The following is a 25,631-nucleotide window of genomic DNA, read 5'->3' as shown; positions in this document are numbered from 1 at the left end:
CTGGCTCGTGCCGTTTAGTTACCGCCACCGATGATGGTCAACGCAAGGTCCGCGTACTGATCACCGGTCAGTCCCGGCCACCCGTGTACGGCCTCGCGCCACACAGTTGGTACGCAGCTGGCTCCCCACGCGGCGCCAAGAAGGCTTCCGGCAATCGCGGCGATCGTATCGGTATCCGCTCCCAGCCTCACCGCGTTCTCGATGCCCAATTGGATGGCTTCCACGCCTTCAACTTCGGACACGGAACACACGGCGTTCCATGAGCACTGGAGCGCGCCCACCGTGAAGCCGTTCTGATGAGCGTTGAGGTTCCCAGCTTCCGCATCGTCTATCGCCTTGACCCAGTAATCCTGGGACTCTGAGCGGAGAAGCTCAATGCCGGGGCGGATAGCGATGTCGCCTGTCACCACCGCGTTGCGGACAGCTTCGGTCCACAGGATGCAGGACTCATCCACCAGCTGATCGTCGTGGGTGAGGCCGGCAACGGCCACAGCTGCCTGAGCGGTCGCGATGGGAGAATCGAGGTAGGCGAGTGCCACGGGCGCGGTGCGCATGAGGGCTCCATTGCCAGCTGCCCGGTCTGTCTGCTCCGAATAGGCGCGGGCGGCCTTCTTGAGCTTGCCGGATGGAGAGCCAGCGAAATCATCGTAGGCTCCCAGCACCGCGCGAGTTTGTGTGCCCACATCGGAGGCTCCTTCACGCAGCCACGTCATGAAGTTGTCAGCGATCACATCCAGCGTGGAATCCTTGAGGAGGGAAGCGCCGCCCGAGATTCCCTGCGCGATACACGCCGCCATCTGGGTATCGTCCGACCATTCGCCCGGATCATAAGGCCCGAGCCCCCCACCGATCATTTCGGGGTGCTTGGGGGGCTTAGCAAACTCGTAGGGGACTCCCAGCGCATCTCCGCACGCGGAGGCAAGAAGTACGCCCCGGGCGCGATCCTCTACCTGCGGGGTCAACTCAATTGGCTGCCGTTCGCCTGGCTGTGTGGTCATGTGAGGTCCTTCCTCGTAGTTCCGAGCTCCAGATTCACCAATTCTACAGTGATGGCCGTCACGCGGTAGCTTTTGGTACGACGACGACGGAACCTCACGTACGTACGCACGCCCCCGCCGTCGTCACACCAGATTCGATACCAACCGGAACCGTCCACTCACCCGAACCCGGACACACGTTCCGAAAAGGGCTGTGCACTCCGTGTATCGGCGTGTGGTGACAGGTGGGTGTGGTCAAGCACATGCGCTGCCCTCGTTTCGCTTCCAGCGTAACTGGTAATATTCGGTTACCGTAGGATTAAGTCACGGGAAGAGCGCAAACTGCGGACGCCAGCGGCGTTGGCACGGAACACGAGGTCGATGATGACAAGAAAAATGCAGGTGCCACTTCGGTCGGGTCGGCTCTAATCCGGTCACCTCCGACGCACTGCCACCGCAACCGTTACTGCGAGTGCTCTCGCGCTACTCGCAGGATGTTCCGGCGGGGCAATGCGGTTCCTCGGACCTTCGGACGAAGAAATCCTAGTTTTCGCCGATGCATTCTTCGCTGAGTCGCGATGGGAACAAGCTTCTTCTTGACAGCATTTATACGAAATCAAGCTGATATAGACGCAGCTACTTGTGCGACTGTGACGCTACAGGGTGCTATGCGCCAGTTACTTGACTTTCCAACCAGGAGATAATCGCGCCCGTCGCCGCGCCACGTGCCCAGCGGTCAAACGTGCCGGAGCGGGTGTGGACGTTGAGCCCGGGCAGATTCGGGCTCTTGAACTCCGCGAGATGCTCCGTGAAGGTGCTAGCCCACGGGGTGTCCAGCAGGGTGATGGCTTCACCGTCAAGAATCACATCGATGACCATCGCTGCTCCTGCCACGGTCTGGACGTAGGTGGCCATGTTCGTTCCAAATTCGGCGATGGCGAATTGACAGGTGGGGTCCCCGCCTTCGGCAAGCGCGATCAGCTCATCAAGAGAATCAGGTCCGGAATTCACGTGGAGAATGGAGCGGGCGCCGGATGCTCGGGCCAACACGGCCGGGGTTGTGAGAACACCGTTCGCGCAGCCAACATGACCGTACTGGCACAGGCCCTTCGCTCTAGCTAAAGGTAGATGACTGGTAGGGCTATAGCCTTCGAACACGCTCGGCACAGCGCGACGGTTGTGGACGATGCCGTGGCCGATACCCGCACCAACAGTTGCGATGAGGAAATTCGGGGCGCTACGCCCCAGCCCGAACCACTGCTCCAGCGTGGTGAGCGCAACGATATCGTTCAGCAGGTAAGTGGGCGTGGTGCTGCTGGCCTTCACGAGCGATGGGAGGTCAACGTCCTGCCACCCGAGGAACCTGCTTTCGATTACCTTTCTGTGTGCGATGTGTCCGCCAGCGGAAATGCCAATGCCGTCAAGTTCCTCAGCGGCTGCTCCGTTTTGGGCGCACAGTTCGTCGATCAGACTGTCGATGGTGTGGGCAACCGCTTCCGGTTCGCGCGAATCAAGTGGCTGCGACAGGGAGACGATCGGGTTGGCGCGCGCATCTGTCAGCACTCCGTATGTGACATCGGCAGTCAGGTTAACTCCGATGAAGTGATGCTCGGAGGCTGGTATCTCAAGGAGCTGAGTTGGCCTACCAATCCCTGATAGGGGAGTGCCAGCCTGAGAATCGTTGACCAAGTGCGAATCGACGAGTGGGCGGACCAGCCGGGTGAGTGTTGCCGCTGACAGGTCAAGATCCCTGCCCGCTCCAGCGCGGGAGATTGGGCCAGCGGTGAGGATATGGGCAGCGATTGCAAGTGCTGAATCCTCATACAAACGAAGCACGATTGACCTCCCAGAAATACATAATACGGACGATGCCATTGTATGTTCCGGAGAGAAAGAAGTCTCTTCGCCGGGCGGTCGAATGTGGAAAAGATCGGGACCGTGTTGGGGGAACTTCTCCCGAACTGGCCTTGAGTTGGCTCGCCGATCGGTTTACTATGTTAGTTAATGAAAGAAAGTTAGCGTGATGGAGCACTGACGCCACCATCGCGCCACACCTAGGGGCGGTTCAATTGACAAAACTTCGGCAGCATCTTCACCTCCGGCGCGGTGGCACGTCCGTCTTGCTCGATATTAGCGAGGAATCCGGGGCTAAAGTCCTCTACTGGGGGTCTGATCTGGGGCTCCTCACAGACGCCGATTGCCAAGCGTTCGCCGCGGTTTGTGTGCCTTCAACTTACAATTCCGATTCCGATGTGCCACCGCGTGTTTCTTTGGTGCCTCAACAAAGTGAAGGATGGATCGGTACCCCCGGACTAGTCGGCTCACGAAACGGCCTCGCACAGTTCAGCCGGTTCGTCCCGATGGACGTAGTGGCGGATGGCTACGGCACGGATGGGGCGCCGTCACACGCCGCGATCACCAGTATCGATGAGGAAGCCGGACTGGAGTTAAGCCTCACGCTGCACCTCACTCCTAGTGGCTTGTTGAAAACGCGTGCGGCGCTAACGAATACCGTCACTGACTTCTCCCACCCCTATTCGCTTGATTCGCTTCTGGTGGCACTGCCCACCCCGGCTGAGGAATCGCAGGTCATTGATCAAACCGGGCATCATCTGCGCGAACGCGATACGCAGACCCACGAGTTGACGATCGGTACCCATGATCGCACCCTGCGGATCGCGAGGGGGCATTCAACCTCCACGATTCACGGGACGTGCGCCCCCAGTACGGGGTGGCGCAACGGTGGCGTTCACTACGTTCACGTGGGATGGTCAGGCAACACCCGAACGGTGGCAGAAAAGAACCATCAGGGCGTCCAGTGCCTTCTTGCCGGAGAATTCCTCATGCCCGGCGAAGTTGTTCTGGGCGCGGGCGAAACATACGAGACACCGTGGATTTACGGTACGTGGGGCGACGGGCTGGATCAGGCCTCAGCTCGCTTCCATGACTATGTTCGTTCGCTTTCCCACTACCCTTCTAAGCCGCGTCCGGTGACGCTCAATGCGTGGGAAGCCGTGTATTTCGATCACTCAATGCCGCGCCTGCGAGCGCTGGTTGATGCAGCAGCGGAAACAGGCGTGGAGAGGTTTGTGCTGGACGATGGCTGGTTCGGTTCACGCCGCGATGACACGATGGGTTTGGGGGACTGGCACATCTCTCAGGAGGTGTGGCCCAATGGGCTCAATCCGCTATCGGATATCGTTCACGCCCACGGCATGGAGTTCGGATTGTGGTTCGAACCTGAAATGATCAACCCGGATTCGGAAGCTGCTCGCGCTCACCCGGACTGGATCCTGAGTCCAGCCACTCACCGCCCGCGCGAATCACGCAACCAACAGGTCATTGATCTCACCAATCCTGAGGCCTTCGCCTTTATCCGGGATTCCATTCTTCGAGTTCTTGCGAGCACCCAGATCGATTACATCAAGTGGGACTTTAACAGGGACCTTAATGAGGCAGTCTCTCCCCGCACTGGCCTTCCCGCCTATCATGCCCAAACTCTCGCAACATATGCCCTGATGGACGCGGTACTCGCTGCCCACCCTGAACTAGAGATTGAATCGTGCGCCGGCGGCGGTGGGCGCATCGATCTAGGCATTATGGAACGGGCGGTTCGCGTGTGGGGATCGGACTGCATTGATCCCATCGAACGGCAACTGATCGAAGCTGGCACGGCCCTTCTCCTACCGCCAGAGCTTGTGGGATCCCATGTGGCTTCCCCAACTTCTCACACAACGGAGCGAACCTCGAGCCTCACGTTGCGTGCGTCCACTGCGATGTTCTCCCATATGGGTATCGAGTGGGATATTACGGCCACAACCCAGCAGGAGCGCCGCGATCTGGCGGCATGGGTGAGCCTCCACAAAGAACTGCGGCAGATGCTGCACACGGGGCGTGTTGTGCACGCCGACCATCCAGACCGTGGCTGGTGGATCCACGGTGTGGTGTCCCAAAGCGGGGACAGGGCAATCTATGCCCTGACTCGCATGACCACCTCGGCGCAGCGGCCCACCCCACCACTGTGCCTTCCTGGCCTCGCGGCCGATGCTCGCTACGAATTGGCGGAACTCCTGCCGAACGGCGTTGCGAGCGAAGTTCGCGAGGAGAGCCATACGATCACGCCATGGTGGGGCAGCACTGTTGCCCTTCCCGGTTCGATTGTGACTCTCGCGGGATTCCGATTCCCGGATCTGGATCCAGAGCGGACGATCCTTCTGGATGTCACCCGCGTCTCAACAATTCGACAGTAGGAATGACATGTCAACTGTTACGCCACAGGCACCGGTAAAGCCACAGGCCCCGGCCCAGCTGCCGCGCCACAGATTCCGGTTGAGGAAAGATACACGCACCGCCGTGGTTTTCCTGATTCCGGCCGGAATCGGCTTGGTGTTGTTTTACCTTGTGCCAGCACTTCGCGGCTTGTATTACTCTTTCACCTAATATGAAGTTCTGACCCCGCCAGAGTGGGTGGGCTTGGACAATTACGAGCGGCTGATCAATGATCCGCTGTTCTGGAACGCCATGAAGGTCACGTTGTACTACGTTCTCCTGAATATCGGCTTCCAAACAATTATCGCTATTTTCCTTGCGGTGCTCATGCAGCGCTTGACCAATTCCACCTTCCTGCGTGGCGTGGCACTGATGCCATACTTCATCGCCAACGTGGTGGTTGCTCTGGTTTGGTACTTCATGATGGATTACCAAACGGGCATCGTGAACGTGGCCTTTGATTGGATAGGGCTGGACAAAATCGCGTTCTTTGGTGAATCGGCGTGGGCCATACCGACCGTTGCGTTTATCAACGTGTGGCGGCACATGGGCTACACCGCACTGCTCGTGTTCGCTGGCCTGCAAACGATTAACCAATCCGTGTACGAGGCCGCGGATATTGACGGGGCGGGTGAAGGGCGGAAGTTCTTCAATATCACCCTGCCGCTTCTGCGCCCGGTGCTTGCCATGGTCATGGTGGTCACCGTGATCGGATCATTCCAAATATTCGACACGGTTTCGGTCACCACGCAGGGCGGGCCTATTAATGCCACGCGGGTGATCAACTACTACATCTGGGATCTGGCCTTCGGACAACTCGATTTCGGATACGCTTCCGCGTTGGCCATCGTCCTGTTTGTCATATTAATGATCGTCTCGCTCGTCCAAATGAAGTTGATGCGCGCAGACGAATCGGATGAGTTGTAGGAGGGCACCGTGGCTCAAGAACCGAAGCAAAAGCTTCATCACAAGAAGCATGGAATCGGCCATTACGTGGCCTGGGCGTGTTTCATCCTTATCCTGTTACTGACACTTTTCCCGTTCTACTGGATGCTGCGATCTTCTTTTGCATCAAACGCATCCCTCATATCGGATCCGGGAGCGTTGTGGCCCGGAGAAACCACTCTTGACGCCTACAGGCGCGTGTTCGGATTGACCACTCCGGAGGAATCGATCGCTCAGGGAGGAGCGGGAGCCTCTATCAACTTCTGGCTCTACCTGCGCAACTCCTTTATCGTGGCCTCCATTGTCACCATCGGTCAGGTACTCTTCTCCTCCATGGCCGCCTACGCCTTTTCCAGGCTCCAGTGGAAGCGCCGTGAGCTGGTGTTCTCCGTGTTCATCGCGGCGCTCATGGTTCCCGCCATCTTCACAGCCATTCCGAACTTCGTCCTTATGAAGGATCTGGGGTTGCTCAACTCGTTCGCGGGACTGATTCTTCCCACGTTCTTCATGACCCCGTTCGCCATCTTCTTCCTGAGGCAATTCTTCTTGGGAATCCCTAAGGAGATTGATGAGGCCGCAATGATTGATGGGGCTAGCCGGTTCAGAGTGTTCTTCAAAGTGATCGTTCCGATGGCCAGCGCGCCGATCACCACGTTGGGGGTTCTGACCTTCATTAACGCCTGGAACGAATACTTCTGGCCGTTGTTGGTTGGCCAGGACGAAAATGTCCGAGTACTGACCGTGGCACTGGGCATCTTCCGATCGCAGACTCCGCAGGGTTCTCCGGATTGGTCGGCCATGATGGCGGCCACGCTGGTTGCGGCGCTGCCTATCATTATTCTTTTCTCCATCTTGGGTAAGAAGATCGTGAATTCGATCGGCTTTACCGGTATCAAGTGAGGCATCTGATGAATAGAAAAAAGAAAGCAGCGCTTTCAGGCGCTCTTGCACTCGCACTGGGACTCGGTGCCTGTGCAAGCGGAACACCGCAATCTGACGCCGATGTGACACTGCGATATTGGCTGTGGGATTCCAGCCAGCTCCCGGGATACCGCCAATGTGCGGAGAATTTTCAGGCGGACAATCCAGATATCTTCATCTCGATGGAACAGTACGGCTGGGATGATTACTGGACGCAGCTGACGGCCGCGCTGGTGGCAGAGAACGCTCCAGATGTGTTTACCAACCACACCTCGCGCTTTGGACGGTACGCCACCCTAGACCAGCTTCTCGATCTGTCCGATTACATTGAGCGAGATGACTATGACCTCACTCAGTTCCAAGAGGGCCTGCCAGAGCTGTGGAAGACCGAAAGTGGTTCTGGCCAACTAGGTATCCCGAAGGACTGGGACACCGTTGGCCTTTTCTATAACGAGGAAATGGTTGAAGAAGCTGGCTATACCGAAGAGGACCTGTGGGAACTCGAATGGAATCCTGAGGACGGTGGAACCTACGAGGAATTCCTTGCAGCTATGACCATTGATGCAAACGGCGTTCACGGCAACGAACCCGGTTTTGATAGTAATAATGTGGTGACCTACGGCATCGGGTACAACGAGGCAGGATCTGGTTACGGCCAAGTTCAGTGGTCCCCCTATCCCCTCTCCAACGGCTGGGACTATGCGGATGAGAATCCGTGGGGCAGGGTGTTCAACTATGACGATCCCAATTTCCAAGAATCAATCGAGTGGTGGCAATCTCTCATTGGAAAGGGATATATGCCGTCCCTTGCCATCGCTTCCTCAGGAATTGGAACGCTTGAATCCTTTGGTGCTGGCGCTTACGCCACTCTGATTGAGGGATCGTGGAACATGAGCAATGTTGCGTCAAGGGCAACCTTTGACCTTGACGTAGCGCCCACTCCGATTGGCCCTTCTGGCCAGCGCGCGTCCGTGATGAATGGGCTGGCCGATTCCATTTGGGTTGGTACGGGGCATCCGGAAGAAGCCTGGAAGTGGGTCAGCTACATGGGCTCGACCGAGTGCCAAGACATCATTGCCCAGGAGGCCGTGGTGTTCCCAGCGATTTCCTCCTCAACGGAACTGGCCATCCCGGCCTTTGAGGAATTGGGATTCAACGCCGAAGCATTCTCGATTCACCTCGATGAAGAGACCACTGTGACGTCACCGGTTGTGGACCGGTGGGCTCAGCTCGATTCGATCATGAATCCGGCTATGGCGGCAGTCATTGCCGGCCAATCCGATGTTTCTTCGCTGACCGATGCCAACAATCAGGTCAACGACATGATGGCTCGTGATCGCGATGACTGATGGGTGACGAGTGCTGTTAAGGGGCCCTAGACATCGACACGTCGATGCCCAGGGCCCCTTTAACGCGCTGTGGTGGATCTTATGAGGTGATGTCGGAGCTCATGAGTTGGCCGACTAGCGGAGCCGACTGAGCGATTCTATTGACAGCTGCCCGCATACCCTCGACGATCTCTGCTTGGCGCTCTTCTGACCAGCGTTCGATCGGTATGGAACAGGAGATGGAATCTCGGATAGGCACGGTGTAGGGAAGGGGAAAACCAACACACCGAATGCCCAGAGTGTTCTCTTGGTTCTCTGTGGCAAAGGTTTGCGTTTGAGCTCGTTCCAAATCTTCTTGAAGGGCCTCGGGAGTTGTGATCGTATACCTAGTGAGGGGCCTCAGTGTATGAGGAAAGAGATCGGGGCGCTGTGAAAGAATGGCCTTTCCCAGCCCCGTGGCGGCAGCGGGCAGGCGTCTGCCGACTCGTGAATACGCACGCAGGTCCTGTGGGGCTTCTTGGGTGACAAGGTAGACCACCTGAGAGCCGTCAATCCTTCCCATATGGAATGTTTCGTTGTGTGCCGATGCCAGATCGGTGAGTATTGGCCGCACAACGCGCACAAATGGATCCGAATCAATGTAGGACGTGCCAGCGATCAAAACGCGGATTCCTAAACTATAGCCCTCCGTGGAATCCAATTGGACCCAGCCTTTATCAATCAAGGTCCGAAGCAGTGCATAAATCGACGACCGTGGAGCATGTAACGCGTTGCAGATTTCCGACAGGTGTGCAGGGTCCGCTTGCCGAGACGCTAGGTATTCGAGAAGTTCGATCGTACGGCTCGCGGACTTGACTGTACGCACGCCCGTCTCCGGCATGGTGGTACTCATTCGCATTCCTTCACAGAGAGTTTTGTCAGCTTCAAGGATACCGAGATTACGCGGATCATGAGTTCAGGCACTTAGTCCTATAGGGAGACCTATATGTGACAAAGAGCACAATATGAAGAGTAGGTTTTCCTTCATTTAGTAGACTGTCTACATCTGTAGCCGTATCGTGTAGCTACGTAGACTAAAGTCTACTTCTTGAAATTGAACACCACAGCCTCAAATACGTTGTGGGTACGGACTCAATGTGGAGGGCAACAATGACGTTTAAGCCGGCAGGGATCATACCTGCTCTCGTGACTCCTCTGGATTCGGAAGGCAACCTTCTGGAACAGGGCCTACGCGACGTTCTGGATTACACCATAGGCAATGGAGTGCACGGTGTTTTCGTACTGGGTTCTTCCGGGGAAATATATGGACTGTCAGAATCGCAGAAGCGCCGCGTCGTTGAGATTACGGTCGAACATGTAGCCGGACGGGTGCCTGTATACGCGGGAGCATCAGAAATCACCACGCGTGACTGCATCAAGACGGCACATATGGCATCAGAAGTGGGTGGGGTCTCGGCTCTATCAGTTCTGACACCATACTTTATGACGCCAACACAATCTGAACTCGTGGAGCATTACAGGAACATTGCCGCCGAGACAGACCTTCCAGTGTTGCTGTATTCCAATCCGGGCCGCACTCAAGTCCCTCTTGCCCTCAATACAGTGCTTGAACTTGCAGAGGTGCCGAACATTATCGGAGTGAAGGATTCCGCCGGAAACATGACGCTCACGGCTGATTATCTACGTGAGACCCCGGATGACTTCATCGTTTTGATGGGGCGAGATACATTGATTTATCCGGCACTCGCCATGGGGGCAGACGGGGCGATTGCCTCCACTGCCAATATCGCGCCGCGGTTGCTGTCAAGTCTTTACAACGCGTTCCGAGAGGGTGATCACGCACGAGCACTCGAGCTTCAAAAGAAGCTCTCTCCACTTCGCAACCTGCTCGATCAAGCAACTTTCCCAGTTGTTCTCAAGGAGGGACTGCGCTATGCGGGTGTTGAAGCGGGCCAGTGCTTTGCTCCAGCTCGTGAGCTTGCGCCGGAGTTCCGCGAACCGCTCCAAGAAGCAGTTGCGGCCGTTACTACCTTCTGATGCCGAACCAGAGATCGTCGTATCTCAGGCTGCGGCCCGTAGCAGCTCCTCAGAAGGAGTTTGCTCTGAGGGAGTGTAGTCCACCGGGGTTTTCATCCCGCAGGGTTGTCACTCTCACGCTCAATGACGAGTTCATATAGGAGAAACTCATGCCTCTTTTGATTGTGGCGCTCGCGGTAGTGCTACTGATTTTTATGATGACAAAGCTGAAGCTCAACGGCTTCATCGCTCTATTGCTCACGGCAACACTTGTTGGCATATGGGCAGCAACAACCGGAAATCTGGCAGTTGACGGCGAAACGGTGGGCGTATCCGCCATCGCTGAAATTCTCGAAGCCGGTATTGGCGGGCAGATGAAATCCACGCTAGTTGTGGTTGGCCTTGGAGCGATGATCGGTCGCGTGATGGGCGATGCTGGAGCCGCCAGAAGAATCGCATCTCGCATTGTTGATGTTTTCGGACACGGCGGTGTGCAGTGGGCGATGGTCATCACGTCCGTGCTCATCGGTGTGACGATGTTCTACGAAGTTGCCTTCGTCATTATTGTCCCCGTGGCATTCACGTTGGTGAGGGCTACAAAGTCGAACCTCTTGTGGGTTGGACTACCGATGTCTATCACGCTATCGACCATGCACTCCTTTTTGCCGCCGCATCCTGGCCCGACGGCCGTTGCCGGAATGTACTCGGCATCCGTCGGACTAACTCTGGCCTACGGTCTCATCATGGCCGTGCCGCTCGGGATTTTCGTTGCCATGGTTTGGCCGCGGTTGAGCTTCATTAAGAAGATGAACCCGCAGATTCCCGAAGGCTTGGTATCGGAGAAGGAGATTCCAGAAGAGGAGCTTCCTCCGCTGAGCATTTCTCTGACCGTCGTGCTTTTCCCTGTCATCTTCATTGCCGGTGCCGCTCTCTACGATATGTTCGTCGATTCTGACGGCTGGTTCTCCGAAGTTATCAACTTCCTCGGCTCCCCGGCCATCGCACTCCTCTTGGCACTCCTCCTGGCGATGTACGTGTTTGGTCCACGCATTGGGCGTCCCATGACCGAAGTGGCCAAGTCCGCCGCTGAAGCCGGCAAGGCCATGGCGATGATCCTTCTTGTTATCGCGGGTGGTGGGGCCTTCAAGGAGGTTCTCGTCGCCGCCGGTATCGCTGACTACATCGCGGATATGGCATCCGGTTGGTCGATTTCCCCGATCATCCTTGCGTGGCTCATCGCGGTGATCCTGCGTATTGCGTTGGGATCGGCTACGGTTGCGGTTGCCACGGCGGCAGGGATTGCCGCGCCACTTGTGGCATCGGCGGGAGTCTCACCGGAACTGATGGTGCTGGCAACAACCACGGGTTCAATTGCCTTCTCGCACGTGAACGATCCGGGATTCTGGATGTTCAAGGAATACTTTAATTTGTCTGTGACTGAAGCTCTCAAGTCACGTACTTCCTACACCACAGTCTTGTCGATTCTGGGCTTGGGAGCCGTGCTATTGATGAGCCTATTTATCAGTTAACCACGAAAAGGAAAGGGAACGAATATGAAGATTGGATTCATTGGTCTTGGAATCATGGGAAAGCCCATGGCCAAGAATTTGGTCCGTGCTGGTTATGAACTCTACGTCAATGATCGCAATGAGGATTCAATTGCTGAGCTCGTTGAAGCCGGAGCAACTGCCGTGGGCAGTGCGAAGGAAGCCGCAGAAGCTAGTGAACTAGTCATCACGATGTTGCCGAATTCTCCCCATGTCAAAGAGGTTGCACTCGGTACAGGTGGTATCGCCGAAGGAGCTCACGACGGGCTGATATACGTGGACATGTCCTCGATTGCCCCGCTCGTGTCGCGTGAAGTCCATGATGCTCTAGCTGCGCGAGGGATTCCGATGTTGGATGCACCCGTCTCCGGCGGTGAACCCAAGGCCATCGATGGAACCATGTCAGTGATGGTGGGAGGCGATCGGGCAGTATTCGACACTGTCGCTCCCGTCATCGATACTATGGCTGGCGCTGTGACCTACGTAGGCAGCATCGGCGCTGGAAACATTGCGAAGTTGGCTAATCAGACGATCGTTGCAGTGAATATCGCAGCCTGCGCTGAGGCGTTCACCTTAGCTCAGAAGGCCGGAGTAGATCCTCAAGCCGTGTACGAAGCAATTCGTGGGGGACTGGCTGGTTCTACGGTGATGGATGCCAAAGTACCCATGATGCTCGCACGTAACTTCGAGCCGGGATTCCGGATCAACCTACACATCAAGGATCTCGGAAATGTTCTTGATACGGGTCATGGAGTAAACGCGCCGCTACCACTGACCGCGCTCGTACGCGAGATGATGAGCGTTCTTGACGGGGATGGCCACGTGGCTGAGGATCATTCCTCTCTCGTGCGTGTGTACGAGAAACTGGCCAACATCGAGCTGACTCCAGGAGAGCCCGAAGCCTGAATCCATCAGAATAGCCCTCGGACGGCTCCACACTAGCCGTCCGAGGGCCCATAACTGTCACGATATTTCTTCACTCATACACTGAAAGGGGACAAGGATGTCCACACCTACCGTAGCGAAAATCGACGTCTATCCAGTAGCAGGTCACGATTGCATGGAGCTCAACCTCTCGGGAGCTCATGGGCCATATTTCACCCGGAACATTGTGATTATTACTGATTCTGAGGGAAACCAAGGTATCGGTGAGGTGCCGGGCGGTCAGAAGATTACCGAAACGATCGAGGATGCGAAAGACATTGTCCTAGGCCGGCAACTCGGCGAATACAAGAACATCCTTGCAGAAATTGGCGAGCGATTCGCTGATCGCGATTCGGGCGGCCGGGGGCTTCAAACCTTCGATCTGCGCACCACAGTCCATGCTGTCACCTGTATTGAATCGGCACTCTTGGACCTTCTCGGTCAACACCTCGGCGTACCGGTTGCCGCCTTGTTGGGCGACGGTCAGGTCCGCGATGAAGTCCGGACACTCGGTTATCTCTTCTATGTGGGAGATCCTGACAAGACCGATCTAGAGTACATCCGTGAGAGAGATTCCGATGTGGATTGGTATCGCCTCCGCCATGAGGAAGCATTGACGCCGGAAGCCATTGTGAAGTTCGCGGAAGCAACTCATGAGCTATACGGTTTCAAGGATTTCAAGCTCAAGGGCGGCGTGCTTTCCGGTGAGGAGGAAATGAAGGCGATTGTCGCCTTGAAGGAGCGTTTCCCGGACGCCCGCATCACTCTTGACCCCAACGGTGCGTGGTCACTTCAAGAAGCAATCGATCTTTGCAAAGATAAGGTCGGAGTTCTTACCTACGCTGAAGACCCGTGTGGCGCCGAAGAAGGCTTTTCTGGCCGAGAAGTACTGGCGGAGTTCCGCCGAGCCACCGGCTTGCCAACAGCCACCAACATGGTGAACACGGACTGGCGCCAAATGACTCATTCGATTGCTCTACAGTCGGTGAGTATTCCACTTGCGGATCCTCACTTCTGGACGATGCAGGGATCGGTGCGAGTGGCGCAGCTGTGCCATGACATGGGGATGACGTGGGGCTGTCACTCCAACAATCATTTCGATATTTCCTTGGCGATGATTGTCCATTGTGGTGCAGCGGCTCCCGGTGAATACAACGCACTTGATACCCACTGGATCTGGCAGGAGGGCGTTGAGCGCCTCACCAAGGAGCCGGTGAAAATCGTTGATGGCAAGGTGGCCGTGCCATCCAAGCCGGGGCTCGGTGTTGAACCGGATATGGAGCGGATTCTCGCAGCCCATGAACTCTACAAGGAGAAGGTGGAGGGTGCTGGAGCTCGCGATGACGCTATTGGAATGCAGTTCCTCATTCCGGGATGGACGTACGATAACAAGAAACCAGCGCTCGTTCGTCCGTAAGTAGATGGCGGCGGCGATCGTTTGGCGTTACTGCCAATGCGATCGCCGCCGGTTCTGCACGATAACGCTCCAGATGCCATCCAACTGGAGAATCCAAGCGGCGTCCAAAAGTACCTACAGTGCGCTCATCGAACGCGTTAGGTGTGTGATCATTGCGGCCCGAGCCCCATCGGAATCTCTGCGGGCGATAGCGTTGCGAATTTGACGATGCTCGTGGCGCAATAGATCGCCGTGTTCAGGTGCGAGGACATTGGTGCCTTCGTGGATACTGGCACGTTGGAGCAGCACTGCCTGTGAACCCAGAGCAGAAATAATGGCAATGATCAGCGGATTACTCGACGCTACAGCGATACTTCGATGAATCGCGAAATCGGCAGAGATGGTTGACGCTCCATGTGCCACGGCCTCTTCAAAGTCCATGAGGGCTCTGTCCAGACTTGCCAAGTCCGCTACCCGGTAGCGCTTGGAAGCGAGAAAGGCAGCGTGTGGCTCGATGCCTAGCCGCAACTCCATGATGTCTTCTGCGGATCGTGACACTGAGAGATCGATGCTGAGACCATGAACATCAGCGTCATTGTGTGGCACAGAAGCGGCAGCGATGAAGGTGCCTCGCCCCTGATATGTCTCCACTAGCCCTTCGGCACGGAGTTGTGACACTGCTTCGCGCACAACCGTTCGTGAGACCTCATATGAGCGCCCAAGCTCGGCTTCCGATGGAACCTTATCTCCCGGCGCCAGTTTTCCGATGGCGATGTCCGATTTCAGCCGTACGGCAACGGCGTGGGACAGTCCGCGGTGATCCTCTCTGAGGAGGGGACCGGTTGGTTCTTTCATCGTTCTCCAGACTTGTGGGCGGGTTTGCCCCGATGGGGAAAGTCAAACCTGTGGTTCGATGGTACGACAAGGGGGCAGCTTGCACCACGATGGTGGATGACACCGTGGTGCAAGCTGCCCGAGGCGTGGCTAGAGATGGATGCGCTGTTACGGGCGCGTGCCGATCTCGGACGTTTCAACGGTCCATGCGCGTAGCTGGTCCGAAAGTGTGACGCCAAGACCGGGGCGGTTGGAGACGATCATGCGCCCGTCCTTGATTTCCATGTGTTCGTTGAACAGGGGGTCAAGCCAATCGAAGTGCTCAACCCATGGTTCGATTGGATACGTAGCAGCCAGATGCGAATGAATCTCCATCGCGAAATGGGGTGCAAGCTGCAATCCGGCGCTACTGGCAATCGTTGTGAGCTTGAGAAACTCAGAGATGCCCCCGATGCGTGGTGCGTCTGGCTGAATGAAATCGGCAGAATTCATTTCAACGAGCTTCTTGTGCTCGGCAACTGACGTCAGCATCTCACCTGTCGCAATGGGAGTGGATCTCGCGGGTTAGTACGGCATGCCCCGCGAAGTCATAGGCGTCCAGAGGTTCCTCAATCCAAATCAGATTGAACTCTTCCATCGCCTTACACATACGCATGGCAGTGGGACGGTCCCACTGTTGGTTTGCATCGACCATCAGAGGGAACTGATCTCCCAGATGCTCTCGCATGGCCGTCAGCCTCTCGAAATCAACGGTCCTATCGGGATGCCCAACTTTGATCTTGATGCCGCCAATTCCGGCCTCTAGCGACTTGGTGGCGTTGTCAAGAATTGCTTCCAGCGGAGCATTAAGGAACCCGCCGGAGGTGTTGTAGCAGCGAATGGAATCGCGATGAGCACCGATGAGTTTCGAAAGTGGGAGATCCGCGCGCTTGGCTTTCAAGTCCCATAGGGCCACGTCGATTGCAGCAATCGCCTGAACTGCTACGCCGGACCGGCCCACGGAGGCTCCGGCCCACAGCAGCTTGACTCTCAGTCTGTCAATATCATTCGGATCTTCCCCGATAAGATTGTCAGCTATTTCCTTGGCATGGGCGAACTGTGCCGGCCCGCCCGCGCGCTTTGAATACCCGAAGCCAAGACCCGAGTGGCCATCTGTCGTTTCAAGTTCGCAGAACAAGAAATGGACCTCTGTCATTGGCTTTTGGCGCCCTGTGAATACTTTCGCGTCTGATATTTCCGTCTTGAGAGGGAGAATAACGTGTGAAAGTTTGACGTGTGCAATGGTATCGGCAACCATGATGCTCCTTTGCGATCTGGAAGAGGTGCTGCGGTGCTCCTCTTCGCGGTAAACACATCATATAAGTAGGTCACTTGTATGACAAGTGCATAATCGTCATTGCTTTCCCAATATATGTGTATCCAATTCTGAGTGCCCAGTTGTATCTCCCGTTGCAGGCAATTTGTCTCTCGTACCATTTCGCAGAAAAGACCCCAGTCCTTAAGCAATCTATCGTATCAAAATACAGACACCTGATTTACTGTCATCCTTTGTGGCGTGGAGCGTTGGACGGAGTCCGTGAAAAATCCGTCGTCGTCGACAAAAGGGACGATAGTCCCAACCTGCCTACCCGATTTATCACAGGGAAATTTCCTCCATCTAATCAGCGAAATTTCGCCGAATGTGGGGTGAATAACGCGTAATTCGCCTCAGACCTACAGACAAAGGTCCAGTAGTGAGCGATAATTGAACTAATTCCATTACGGACTACCCATCCAGGAGAGACAAACAATGGAGCAAACCAGCGCAGGAGCCGAAACCCCCACTCAAGAGGCTTGGGGCGGCTTTGTTACCGGAGATTGGACCGAGAACATCGATGTCCGGGACTTTATCCAAAAGAACTACATCCCGTACTTGGGCGATGCGGAGTTCCTCGCGGGCTCCACTGACAAGACGCTCCGCGTGTGGGACACGCTCGAAAAGAAGTACCTGTCCGTAGAGCGTGAGAAGCGCGTTTACGACGTGGATACGAAGATTCCAGCGGACGTGGATGCCTTCCCGGCCGGCTACATCAGCGAAGATGACGATGTCATTGTTGGCCTGCAGACTGACGTTCCACTCAAGCGCGCGATGATGCCCAATGGCGGATGGCGCATGGTGGAAACGGCCATCAAGGAAGCGGGCAAGGAGCCCGATCCCGCGGTCAAGGAAATCTTCACCAAGTACCGCAAGACCCATAACGATGGCGTGTTCGATATTTACACGCCGAATATTCGCGCGGCCCGTTCCTCGCATATCGTGACCGGCCTTCCCGATGCGTACGGCCGTGGCCGCATCATCGGCGATTACCGCCGCGTGGCACTGTACGGCGTTGACCGTTTGATCGAGGACAAGCTGGCAGCCAAGGACGCTGTCAAGGATGAGCCTTTCTCCGAGAACTGGGCGCGCTACCGCGAAGAGCACAGCGATCAGGTCAAGGCCCTCAAGAAGCTCAAGCATATGGCTTCCATGTATGGCATCGATATTTCTGGGCCAGCAAAGACTGCTCAGGAAGCCGTGCAGTGGACGTACTTCGGCTACCTCGGCTCTGTGAAGTCACAGGACGGCGCTGCCATGTCATTTGGCCGCCTCTCCGCCTTCTTCGATGTGTACTTCGAACGCGATCTGGCCGCCGGACGTATCACCGAGCAGTTCGCTCAGGAAATCATTGATTCCCTGATTCTCAAGCTGCGCATCGTCCGCTTCCTTCGCACCATCGATTACGATCAGATCTTCTCAGGCGATCCCTACTGGGCAACGTGGTCCGACGCCGGGTTTGGCGATGATGGCCGCCCGCTCGTGACGAAGACGTCCTTCCGCCTCCTACAGACCCTGCGTAACCTCGGCCCGGCCCCCGAGCCAAACATCACGGTGTTCTGGAATGAGAACTTGCCAGAAGGTTACAAGGATTTCTGTGCGGCGATCTCGATTGAGACCTCCGCGATCCAGTACGAATCCGATGATCAGATTCGCTGCCACTGGGGCGATGACGCCGCGATTGCGTGCTGCGTTTCCCCGATGCGCGTAGGCAAGCAGATGCAATTCTTCGGCGCGCGTGTGAACGCAGCCAAGGGCCTGCTCTACGCCATGAATGGTGGCCGTGATGAGATGACTGGCAAGCAGGTTGTTAACGGCTTCGCCCCCATTGAGGGCGACGGTCCGCTGGACTTTGACGAGGTCTGGGCCAAGTATGAGGACATGCTCGATTGGGTCACCGGCACCTACGTTGAGGCGCTCAACATTATCCATTACTCCCACGATAAGTACGCGTACGAAGCGGTGGAGATGGCCCTTCACGATTCCGATATCGTCCGCACGATGGGCTGCGGTATCGCGGGACTTTCGATCGTGGCCGATTCGCTTTCCGCCATCAAGTACGCGAAGGTCACCCCGATTCGGGATGAAACCGGTTTGATCGTGGATTACAAGACCGAGGGTGAGTTCCCCACGTATGGGAACGACGACGATCGCGCCGATGAAATCGCGGCAACCGTTGTGCACACCATCATGGACAAGATCAAGGCGATCCCGCTCTACCGCGATGCGGTGGCAACCCAATCGGTGCTGACGATTACCTCCAACGTGGTGTACGGCAAGGCAACAGGTTCCTTCCCGTCCGGCCACAAGGCAGGCACACCATTCGCCCCGGGCGCCAACCCGGAGAACAGCATGGACTCCCACGGCATGGTGGCATCAATGCTCTCCGTGGGTAAGCTGGATTACAACGATGCGTTGGACGGCATTTCGCTCACCAACACCATCACGCCATCCGGACTTGGCCGCAACAAGGACGAGCAGGTTTCGAACCTCGTGGGTATCCTCGATGCCGGGTTCGTTCCCGAAGATGCCGATATCTGAGTTTCGCAAGAGGACTGAAAGGAAGCTACATTATGGCAGCTAAGACATACGAAGAGCGCCTCGCATCTATGAAGGCCGCTCGTGAGGATCACGGCGGAGTGCAGGGCCTGTACCACGCCAACATCAACGTGCTTGATCGCTCCACTCTAGAAGATGCGATCGATCATCCGGAGAAGTACCCGAACCTGACCGTTCGCGTATCCGGATACGCCGTTAACTTCGTCAAGCTCACGAAGGAACAGCAGCTGGACGTTCTGTCCCGCACGTTCCATCAGAGCGCGTGAGCGAGAACGATTGACTGAAACACTCGTGATGGGGGCCGCTGGCGATCAGGATTTCCTGTCACCAGCGGCCCGTCCGCATGGTGCCGGCATTGCCGGGATCGAAGAGCTCTCCGATCTGCAACGTGCAGACCGGTTGGCGCGCATGCGCTCCGGGGATCTGGGATCTATCCATTCGTGGGAGCTTGTGACGGCCGTTGATGGGCCGGGCACACGCATGACCACCTTCTTCTCCGGATGCCCGCTTGCCTGCCAGTACTGCCACAACCCGGATACGCTCCAAATGCGCAACGGGGAACCGGTAAGCGCCGAGGAGCTGTTGCGCCGGATTCGGCGGTACCGCAGGATCTTCAGGGCAACTGGCGGCGGCATCACGTTGAGCGGCGGCGAGGTACTCATGCAGCCCGCCTTTGCCTCCAAAATTCTTCATGGGGCCAAGTTGATGGGCGTTCACACGGCCCTCGATACCTCGGGCTTCTTGGGATCGCATGCCTCAGATTCCATGCTGGATGATGTGGATTTGGTGCTACTGGACGTCAAGTCCGGGGATCCCGCCACCTACAAAGAGGTGACAGGGCGCGCCTTGGAACCCACGATCCGCTTTGGCGATCGCTTGGCCGAACGCGGCATTGAGATCTGGGCCCGATTCGTTTTGGTTCCCGGCCTCACCGATGATCCGGAGAATATCCGCAAGGCCGCGAAGATCGCGGCTCGATGGAACTCTGTGAGCCGCGTTGAGGTTCTTCCGTTCCACCAGATGGGGCGGGACAAGTGGGCCAGCCTAGGCATGGAGTACAAACTTGCCGATACCAAACCGCCAACCAACGAGGCGGTAGAAGGAACCCGGCAGATCTTCCGGAACGAGGGCCTGAAGGTCTTTTAAGGGCGGCTTGACGCGGGCCGTCCGCGATTCCGGCGTTCTCGCATGGGTAAATCTGTGGCGCCACGGCCAGCTCAGGCGTTGAATAGTGACATGAGCAACTATCAGGTTCACAATCCAAACACAGGCGAAATCCAAGAACACTTCGATTCTCTGACTCCAGAAGAGATCCCTGCGGTGATTGACCGCGCTCACGATGGTTTCCAGCGTTGGAGCGCCACGCCCATGGCCGAACGCAGTGCCGTCCTTGAGCGATTCGCGGATCTGGTGGAAGCGGAAGCCGATCGCCTTGCCCGAATTATTGGGCGCGAAATGGGCAAGCCGCTGTCCGATGGACGTGCTGAAACCGGGACGCTTGCCAAGCACGCGCGATGGTTCGCGCGAAACTCTTCGGACGTACTGGCGGACACCGTTATTGACGCCTCCGATGGTGTGAGAACCTACGTCAAGCACGATCCGCTCGGCGTGCTACTGGGCATTATGCCGTGGAACTTCCCGTACAACCAGATTGCACGTTTCGCCCTGCCACAGCTCATGGTAGGAAACGCGATCCTCATGAAGCAGGCGTCCATCTGCCCAGTGTCCTCCGCTGAGTTCCAGAACTTGCTGGAGTGTGCTGGATTGCCTGAGGGCGTGTACACCAACATCTATCTTGACTCCTCCGATGTGGAGGCCGTACTCACCGATTTCCGGGTGAAGGGATTCAGTATCACGGGCTCGGAATCCGCAGGTGCCTCCGTGGCCGCGATCGCCGGGGCGAACATGAAGCGTTCTGTGCTCGAACTGGGCGGCAACGATCCGATGGTGATCCTTGATGCGGCAGATGTGCCGGCGATGGCCGAAAAGGCTGTGAGGCTACGCCTGTTCAACGCCGGGCAGGTGTGCACCTCTCCCAAGAGGATCATTGTGGATTCCGCCATCTATGACGAATTCATGGAAGCTGCGAAGGCCGTGATTGCCACAATCAAAGTTGGACCGTTCGATGCCGAGGGCACGGATATGGGCCCGGTTTCCTCAATTGAGGCGCGCGACGAGGTGGTGGAGCGGGTGGCTCAGGCGGTGCGCGACGGTGCGATCCTGCACTACGGCGGGGCGGCAATCGATCGCCCGGGCGCCTACATGGAGCCAGCGCTGCTGACAGATGTTGGCCTCGATCAGGATATTTCGTGCGATGAGCTGTTTGGCCCCGTCGTCGTCGTTTATCAAGCCGCCGATGAGGCGGACGCGTTGCGCATCGCGAACGCAACCGAATACGGGCTCCAATCGTCCGTGTGGAGCCAGGACGTGGAGAAGGCCGAGCGCTTCGCTCACAAAATCAACGCGGGCATGACTCTGGTGAACGCGCATCGCGAATCCAGCCCGGAATGGCCGTTCGGCGGAATCAACCGCTCGGGCTACGGGCGCGAGGAAAGCGCGTGGGGGCTCACCCTCTTCACGAACGAGCACGCTTTCCGTATTCACGACGCCAGTTAGGCAGCGGCCTTGCTGCGGGAGAGGCCCGTGGTTCGGGCGCAGAAGGTGGTGGAGCGGCATAGTAGGCTAGGTGCGCTATGGTCAGTTCGAATTCAGCATCCCGTGAAGCGTACCTTTCATCGATGGCGCGGCTGCGCGCGCGTATTAACGAGGCGTCGGCGCAGCAGGCCGATTCTGCGGCAGCACCGTCCCCGGATTTGGCGGGGGCGGACGTCAGTTCAGGCCGCGCGGGCGCCGGTGGGATGCGCGGTGTTGGCGCGCGCAACGCCCAAGCCGAGAAGATCCTCGAGGGGCTGAACCCCCAGCAGCGCAAGGCCGTGACGCATACGGGCGGGCCGCTGCTGGTTGTGGCCGGTGCTGGCTCGGGCAAGACTCGCGTGCTGACGGCGCGGATCGCCTACCTCATCGCATCGGGCCAGGCGCGTCCCAATGAAGTCCTCGCAATCACCTTCACCAACAAGGCCGCGAAGGAAATGCGGGAGCGGCTGGAACAGAATCTGGGCGGCTTGGCGCGGCACATGTGGATCTCCACGTTCCATTCGGCCTGCGTGCGCATACTCCGCAAGGAGCACGCCACCCTCGGGATGCGCTCCACGTTCACGATCTACGATCAGACCGATGCCCAGCGGCTGATGAACATGGTGTGCCGGGAGGGAAATTTCGATTACCGGGCCTTCCCGCCCAAGACTCTTTCGCGGCAAGTTTCCGATCTGAAGAATGAGATGGTAACGCCGCAAGAGGCCGCGCGGCGCGCTGAGGACCGCGCAACAACCGTGCTTGCGGAGGCGTATGCCGCCTACCAACAGCGCCTCCATGCGGCCAACGCGATGGACTTCGACGATCTCATCATGCAGGCCGTGCTGTTGCTGGAGAACCACCCGGATCTTGCCGAACATTACCGGCGGCGCTTCCGCCACATCCTCGTTGACGAGTATCAGGATACGAATACCGCGCAGTATCAGTTGGTCAAGGTGCTCGCGGGCGGGGTGCCCGAGGCGGAGGAAGGCGGCGAACCCGGGGAAGGCGGCGCCGTCCCTCAGGCGGACCTCATGGTGGTGGGGGATGCGGACCAATCGATCTACGCGTTCCGCGGGGCAACGATCCGCAACATCGAGGATTTCGAGCACGATTTCCCGAACGCCACCTCCATCTTGTTGGAGCAGAACTATCGCTCCACGCAGTCCATCCTCTCTGCCGCCAACGCCGTGATTGCCAACAATCAGGGGCGGCGCCCCAAGAAGCTGTGGACGGATCAGGGTGGCGGCGAAAAGCTGGTGGGCTACGTTGCGGATTCGGAAGCGGACGAATCGAGCTTCGTTGTTGAGGAAATTGATCGGCTGCGCGACACTGCAGGGTATCGCTACGGCGATATCGCGGTGTTTTACCGAACGAACGCGCAGTCCCGCGCCGTGGAGGACATGTTTGTTCGCTCCGGCATCCCCTACAAGGTGATTGGTGGCACCCGCTTCTACGAGCGGCGTGAAATTAAGGATGCCATGGCCTACCTCCACGCGGTGGTTAACCCGGACGATACGGTTTCGCTCAGGCGTGTGCTTAATATGCCCAAGCGCGGGCTGGGTCAAAAGGCGGAGGAGCATGTGGCGCTTCAGGCCTCGCGTTACGGGATTTCGTTCGGGGCGGCGCTCGCGGATGTTGCACATCCGGAGAACTCTGACCGCGCCGAAGTGGCGGGCTTGACTGCCCGCGCCCGTAAATCTCTGGAGGCCTTCGTGCGCGTTCTGGAGAAGGGGCGCGAAGTTGCAGAAAGTGGGGCGGGGCCAGCCGAGGTGCTGGACGAGGTGCTGGACGAAGCCGGCTACTTGGCCATGCTGCGCGAATCCACCGATCCTCAGGATGAATCTCGCCTCGAAAACCTCGCAGAATTACATTCGGTTGCCTCCGAGTTCCGAACCATCAACCCGGAGGGCACGCTGGAGGAGTGGCTGGATCAGGTCTCGCTGGTCGCCGATTCTGACCAGCTGCCCGAAGCAGATGGCGGTGAAGGCGAGGTCACGCTCATGACCATCCACACAGCCAAGGGCTTGGAGTTTCCCGTCGTGTTCGTGACCGGGATGGAGGACGGCACGTTCCCGCACATGCGATCGCTGGCCGATCCGAAAGAACTGGCGGAGGAGCGCCGCATCGCCTACGTTGCGCTCACCCGCGCACGCCAACGCTTGTATCTCACGCGCGCGGCTACCCGGTCAGCATGGGGCGCTCCCCAAGAATTCCCGGCCTCACGCTTCTTGGAGGAGATCCCGGATGACGTGATGGAGTGGCGCCGCGAGCAATCCAGCCAGGATGTGGTGCGCGCGAGTTATCAGGGCAACGGTTTTGGTCAGGGACGTTTCGGCCAGCGTGGGCGGGGTTCTTTTGACGACGACGGCGGGCCAGTATTCGGCTCCGGCAAACCGTTTGTTCCGGGCAAGCTGGGAGCAGATAGCGAAATGGCTCAGGGCGGAGAACCGGAGGCCGGAAGCTCCGGCCAGGAACCAAGCGGCGGGAAGGCGGACGCAGAAACCGGCGGGCTTTCGGTAGGCGATGCGGTGCGCCATAAGAGCTTCGGTACAGGAAAGATCGTGGCGTTTGAAGGCTCGGGAAAGTCCACGGTTGCCAAGGTCAATTTCCGCGGCGGCGTGACCAAACGCCTCATGCTGCGCTTTGCTCCGCTCGAAAAGGCTTAGAGTTTAGTAACTGCGCGAAATGTTGGGTACACTCAAAGTATCTTGACGTCGAGATTTCGGCAGGGGAAATCCGACCGAGGAAAGGATACTGCGAGTGGATCTCTACGAGTACCAAGCGCGTGACCTCTTTGAAAAGCACGGCGTTCCCGTGCTTGACGGAGTGGTAGCGAGCACCCCCGATCAAGCAGCACAGGCGGCACAGCAGCTAGGCGGCCTAGTGGTTGTCAAAGCGCAGGTCAAGACAGGTGGACGCGGAAAGGCGGGCGGCGTCAAGCTTGCCCGCAACCCAGATGAAGCTCGGCAGGCCGCTGAAGCGATCTTGGGCATGGACATCAAAGGGCACACGGTTCATCGCGTGCTGGTTGCCGCCGGGGCCGATATTGCCAACGAATACTATTTCTCAGTTCTGCTGGATCGCTCGCAGCGGCGCTACTTGGCGATGTGTTCGGTAGAAGGCGGGGTGGAGATCGAGCAGCTGGCGGCCGAACGGCCCGAAGCTCTAGCCCGTGTGGCCGTAGATCCCCTCACTGGAATTGATGACGCCACGGCGCGAAAGATCGTGACCGAGGCAGGCTTTGAGGCTGATGTGGCCGATCGCGTGATCCCCGTGATCCAGAAGCTGTGGGACACCTACAAGGGCGAGGATGCCACGCTGGTGGAAGTGAACCCGCTGGTCCAGACAGCAGATGGGGAGATCATCGCACTGGACGGCAAGGTGAGCTTGGATTCCAATGCGTCCTTCCGCCACCCGGAGCACGCCGATCTGGTGGACAAAGCCGAAGAAGATCCCCTTGAGGCCCGCGCGAGCGAACTCGGCCTCAACTACGTCAAGCTCTCCGGCGAAGTAGGAGTGATCGGAAACGGCGCGGGATTGGTCATGTCCACTCTGGATGTGGTGGCCTACGCAGGCGAAGCCTACGGGGTAGGCCCGGCCAACTTCCTTGATATTGGTGGCGGTGCCTCAGCTGAGGTCATGTCCAACGGCCTGAGCGTTATCCTCTCGGACCCCGAAGTGCGTTCCGTTTTGGTTAACGTATTTGGAGGTATCACAGCGTGCGATGAAGTGGCGCGCGGAATTGTCGGTGCGCTCGAACTCCTTGGAGATCAGGCCAGCAAGCCCATTGTGGTGCGCCTTGATGGCAATTCGGTTGAGGAGGGCCTGAGCATCCTCCGTGACGCCGAGCATCCACTCGTCACAATTATCGCCACCATGGATGAGGCCGCGGCCGAGGCAGCGAAGCTAGCCGGTAAGGGAGAATAA

21 protein-coding genes are annotated in these 25,631 nt (G+C 57.6%); 15 read left to right on the top strand and 6 right to left on the bottom strand.

Annotated elements, in window-relative coordinates; all coding sequences use genetic code 11:
- Positions 1-14 precede the first annotated feature (14 nt).
- Both ACTHV6_RS03870 and ACTHV6_RS03865 read right to left on the bottom strand, forming a co-directional pair.
- On the bottom strand, positions 15-998 hold the full coding sequence (locus ACTHV6_RS03870; protein WP_441385954.1) for an ADP-ribosylglycohydrolase family protein: 984 nt from the start codon (positions 996-998) through the stop codon (positions 15-17).
- A 645-nt stretch (positions 999-1,643) separates the two neighbouring features.
- Positions 1,644-2,813, bottom strand: coding sequence for an ROK family protein (locus ACTHV6_RS03865; RefSeq protein WP_441385953.1), 1,170 nt, complete (start codon positions 2,811-2,813; stop codon positions 1,644-1,646).
- A 233-nt stretch (positions 2,814-3,046) separates the two neighbouring features.
- On the opposite strand from ACTHV6_RS03865, the gene ACTHV6_RS03860 reads away from it, so the two are divergent.
- Genes ACTHV6_RS03860 through ACTHV6_RS03840 form a run of 5 tightly spaced genes read left to right on the top strand, consistent with a single transcriptional unit; the run spans position 3,047 to position 8,461 of the window.
- Complete coding sequence (locus ACTHV6_RS03860) at positions 3,047-5,227, top strand: alpha-galactosidase (protein ID WP_441385952.1); 2,181 nt, start codon at positions 3,047-3,049, stop codon at positions 5,225-5,227.
- Between the two features lie 7 nt (positions 5,228-5,234).
- The gene (locus tag ACTHV6_RS03855) at positions 5,235-5,417 is read left to right on the top strand and encodes a hypothetical protein (protein ID WP_441385951.1); all 183 of its coding nucleotides are present in this window, start codon (positions 5,235-5,237) and stop codon (positions 5,415-5,417) included.
- A gap of 33 nt (positions 5,418-5,450) precedes the next feature.
- Positions 5,451-6,173, top strand: a complete 723-nt coding sequence (locus ACTHV6_RS03850; protein ID WP_441385950.1) for a carbohydrate ABC transporter permease — start codon at positions 5,451-5,453, stop codon at positions 6,171-6,173.
- Positions 6,174-6,182: 9 nt separating this feature from the next.
- Positions 6,183-7,091 (top strand): carbohydrate ABC transporter permease, encoded by a 909-nt coding sequence (locus ACTHV6_RS03845; protein WP_441385949.1) that lies wholly within the window; start codon positions 6,183-6,185, stop codon positions 7,089-7,091.
- 8 nt (positions 7,092-7,099) lie between these two features.
- Positions 7,100-8,461, top strand: a complete 1,362-nt coding sequence (locus ACTHV6_RS03840) for an ABC transporter substrate-binding protein (RefSeq protein ID WP_441385948.1) — start codon at positions 7,100-7,102, stop codon at positions 8,459-8,461.
- Between the two features lie 79 nt (positions 8,462-8,540).
- Here ACTHV6_RS03840 and ACTHV6_RS03835 read toward each other — a convergent pair whose 3' ends face one another.
- Positions 8,541-9,332 carry an IclR family transcriptional regulator gene (locus ACTHV6_RS03835; protein ID WP_441385947.1) on the bottom strand — a complete coding sequence of 264 codons (792 nt, stop codon included), beginning with the start codon at positions 9,330-9,332 and terminating at the stop codon, positions 8,541-8,543.
- 257 nt (positions 9,333-9,589) lie between these two features.
- Here ACTHV6_RS03835 and dapA point away from each other — a divergent pair, with 257 nt between their 5' ends.
- The 4 genes from dapA to ACTHV6_RS03815 all read left to right on the top strand — a co-directional run bounded on the left by dapA (position 9,590) and on the right by ACTHV6_RS03815 (position 14,344).
- Positions 9,590-10,477 carry a 4-hydroxy-tetrahydrodipicolinate synthase gene (gene dapA / locus ACTHV6_RS03830; protein WP_441385946.1) on the top strand — a complete coding sequence of 296 codons (888 nt, stop codon included), beginning with the start codon at positions 9,590-9,592 and terminating at the stop codon, positions 10,475-10,477.
- A 149-nt stretch (positions 10,478-10,626) separates the two neighbouring features.
- Positions 10,627-11,985, top strand: a complete 1,359-nt coding sequence (locus ACTHV6_RS03825) for a gluconate:H+ symporter (protein ID WP_441385945.1) — start codon at positions 10,627-10,629, stop codon at positions 11,983-11,985.
- A gap of 24 nt (positions 11,986-12,009) precedes the next feature.
- Positions 12,010-12,909 carry a 2-hydroxy-3-oxopropionate reductase gene (gene garR / locus ACTHV6_RS03820; RefSeq protein WP_441385944.1) on the top strand — a complete coding sequence of 300 codons (900 nt, stop codon included), beginning with the start codon at positions 12,010-12,012 and terminating at the stop codon, positions 12,907-12,909.
- A 97-nt stretch (positions 12,910-13,006) separates the two neighbouring features.
- Positions 13,007-14,344: an enolase C-terminal domain-like protein gene (locus tag ACTHV6_RS03815; RefSeq protein WP_441385943.1), complete on the top strand. Its 1,338-nt coding sequence runs from the start codon at positions 13,007-13,009 to the stop codon at positions 14,342-14,344.
- 114 nt (positions 14,345-14,458) lie between these two features.
- Here ACTHV6_RS03815 and ACTHV6_RS03810 read toward each other — a convergent pair whose 3' ends face one another.
- The 3 genes from ACTHV6_RS03810 to ACTHV6_RS03800 all read right to left on the bottom strand — a co-directional run bounded on the left by ACTHV6_RS03810 (position 14,459) and on the right by ACTHV6_RS03800 (position 16,454).
- Positions 14,459-15,178 carry a FadR/GntR family transcriptional regulator gene (locus tag ACTHV6_RS03810; RefSeq protein WP_441385942.1) on the bottom strand — a complete coding sequence of 240 codons (720 nt, stop codon included), beginning with the start codon at positions 15,176-15,178 and terminating at the stop codon, positions 14,459-14,461.
- Between the two features lie 147 nt (positions 15,179-15,325).
- Positions 15,326-15,688 (bottom strand): enolase C-terminal domain-like protein, encoded by a 363-nt coding sequence (locus tag ACTHV6_RS03805; protein WP_441385941.1) that lies wholly within the window; start codon positions 15,686-15,688, stop codon positions 15,326-15,328.
- A 1-nt stretch (position 15,689) separates the two neighbouring features.
- Complete coding sequence (locus tag ACTHV6_RS03800) at positions 15,690-16,454, bottom strand: mandelate racemase/muconate lactonizing enzyme family protein (RefSeq protein WP_441385940.1); 765 nt, start codon at positions 16,452-16,454, stop codon at positions 15,690-15,692.
- Positions 16,455-16,946: 492 nt separating this feature from the next.
- Here ACTHV6_RS03800 and ACTHV6_RS03795 point away from each other — a divergent pair, with 492 nt between their 5' ends.
- The 6 genes from ACTHV6_RS03795 to sucC all read left to right on the top strand — a co-directional run bounded on the left by ACTHV6_RS03795 (position 16,947) and on the right by sucC (position 25,631).
- Entirely contained in the window at positions 16,947-19,052 is a 2,106-nt protein-coding gene (locus ACTHV6_RS03795; protein ID WP_441385939.1) for a pyruvate formate lyase family protein, read from the top strand.
- A gap of 32 nt (positions 19,053-19,084) precedes the next feature.
- A complete protein-coding gene (gene grcA2, locus ACTHV6_RS03790) occupies positions 19,085-19,336 on the top strand; it encodes an autonomous glycyl radical cofactor GrcA2 (protein ID WP_441385937.1) in 252 nt (83 codons plus the stop codon).
- 28 nt (positions 19,337-19,364) lie between these two features.
- On the top strand, positions 19,365-20,216 hold the full coding sequence (gene pflA, locus ACTHV6_RS03785) for a pyruvate formate-lyase-activating protein (protein ID WP_441385975.1): 852 nt from the start codon (positions 19,365-19,367) through the stop codon (positions 20,214-20,216).
- A gap of 90 nt (positions 20,217-20,306) precedes the next feature.
- Positions 20,307-21,686, top strand: a complete 1,380-nt coding sequence (locus tag ACTHV6_RS03780; protein WP_441385936.1) for an aldehyde dehydrogenase family protein — start codon at positions 20,307-20,309, stop codon at positions 21,684-21,686.
- A 122-nt stretch (positions 21,687-21,808) separates the two neighbouring features.
- Positions 21,809-24,370 carry a DNA helicase PcrA gene (gene pcrA, locus ACTHV6_RS03775; protein ID WP_441385935.1) on the top strand — a complete coding sequence of 854 codons (2,562 nt, stop codon included), beginning with the start codon at positions 21,809-21,811 and terminating at the stop codon, positions 24,368-24,370.
- Between the two features lie 94 nt (positions 24,371-24,464).
- Positions 24,465-25,631 carry an ADP-forming succinate--CoA ligase subunit beta gene (gene sucC / locus ACTHV6_RS03770; protein ID WP_441385934.1) on the top strand — a complete coding sequence of 389 codons (1,167 nt, stop codon included), beginning with the start codon at positions 24,465-24,467 and terminating at the stop codon, positions 25,629-25,631.

This window comes from Ancrocorticia sp., from assembly GCF_052089425.1.
In the GTDB taxonomy this organism is placed as follows: domain Bacteria; phylum Actinomycetota; class Actinomycetes; order Actinomycetales; family Actinomycetaceae; genus Ancrocorticia.
Note: the sequence above shows the minus strand (reverse complement) of the source record. Positions and strands in the feature narration are given on the sequence as shown.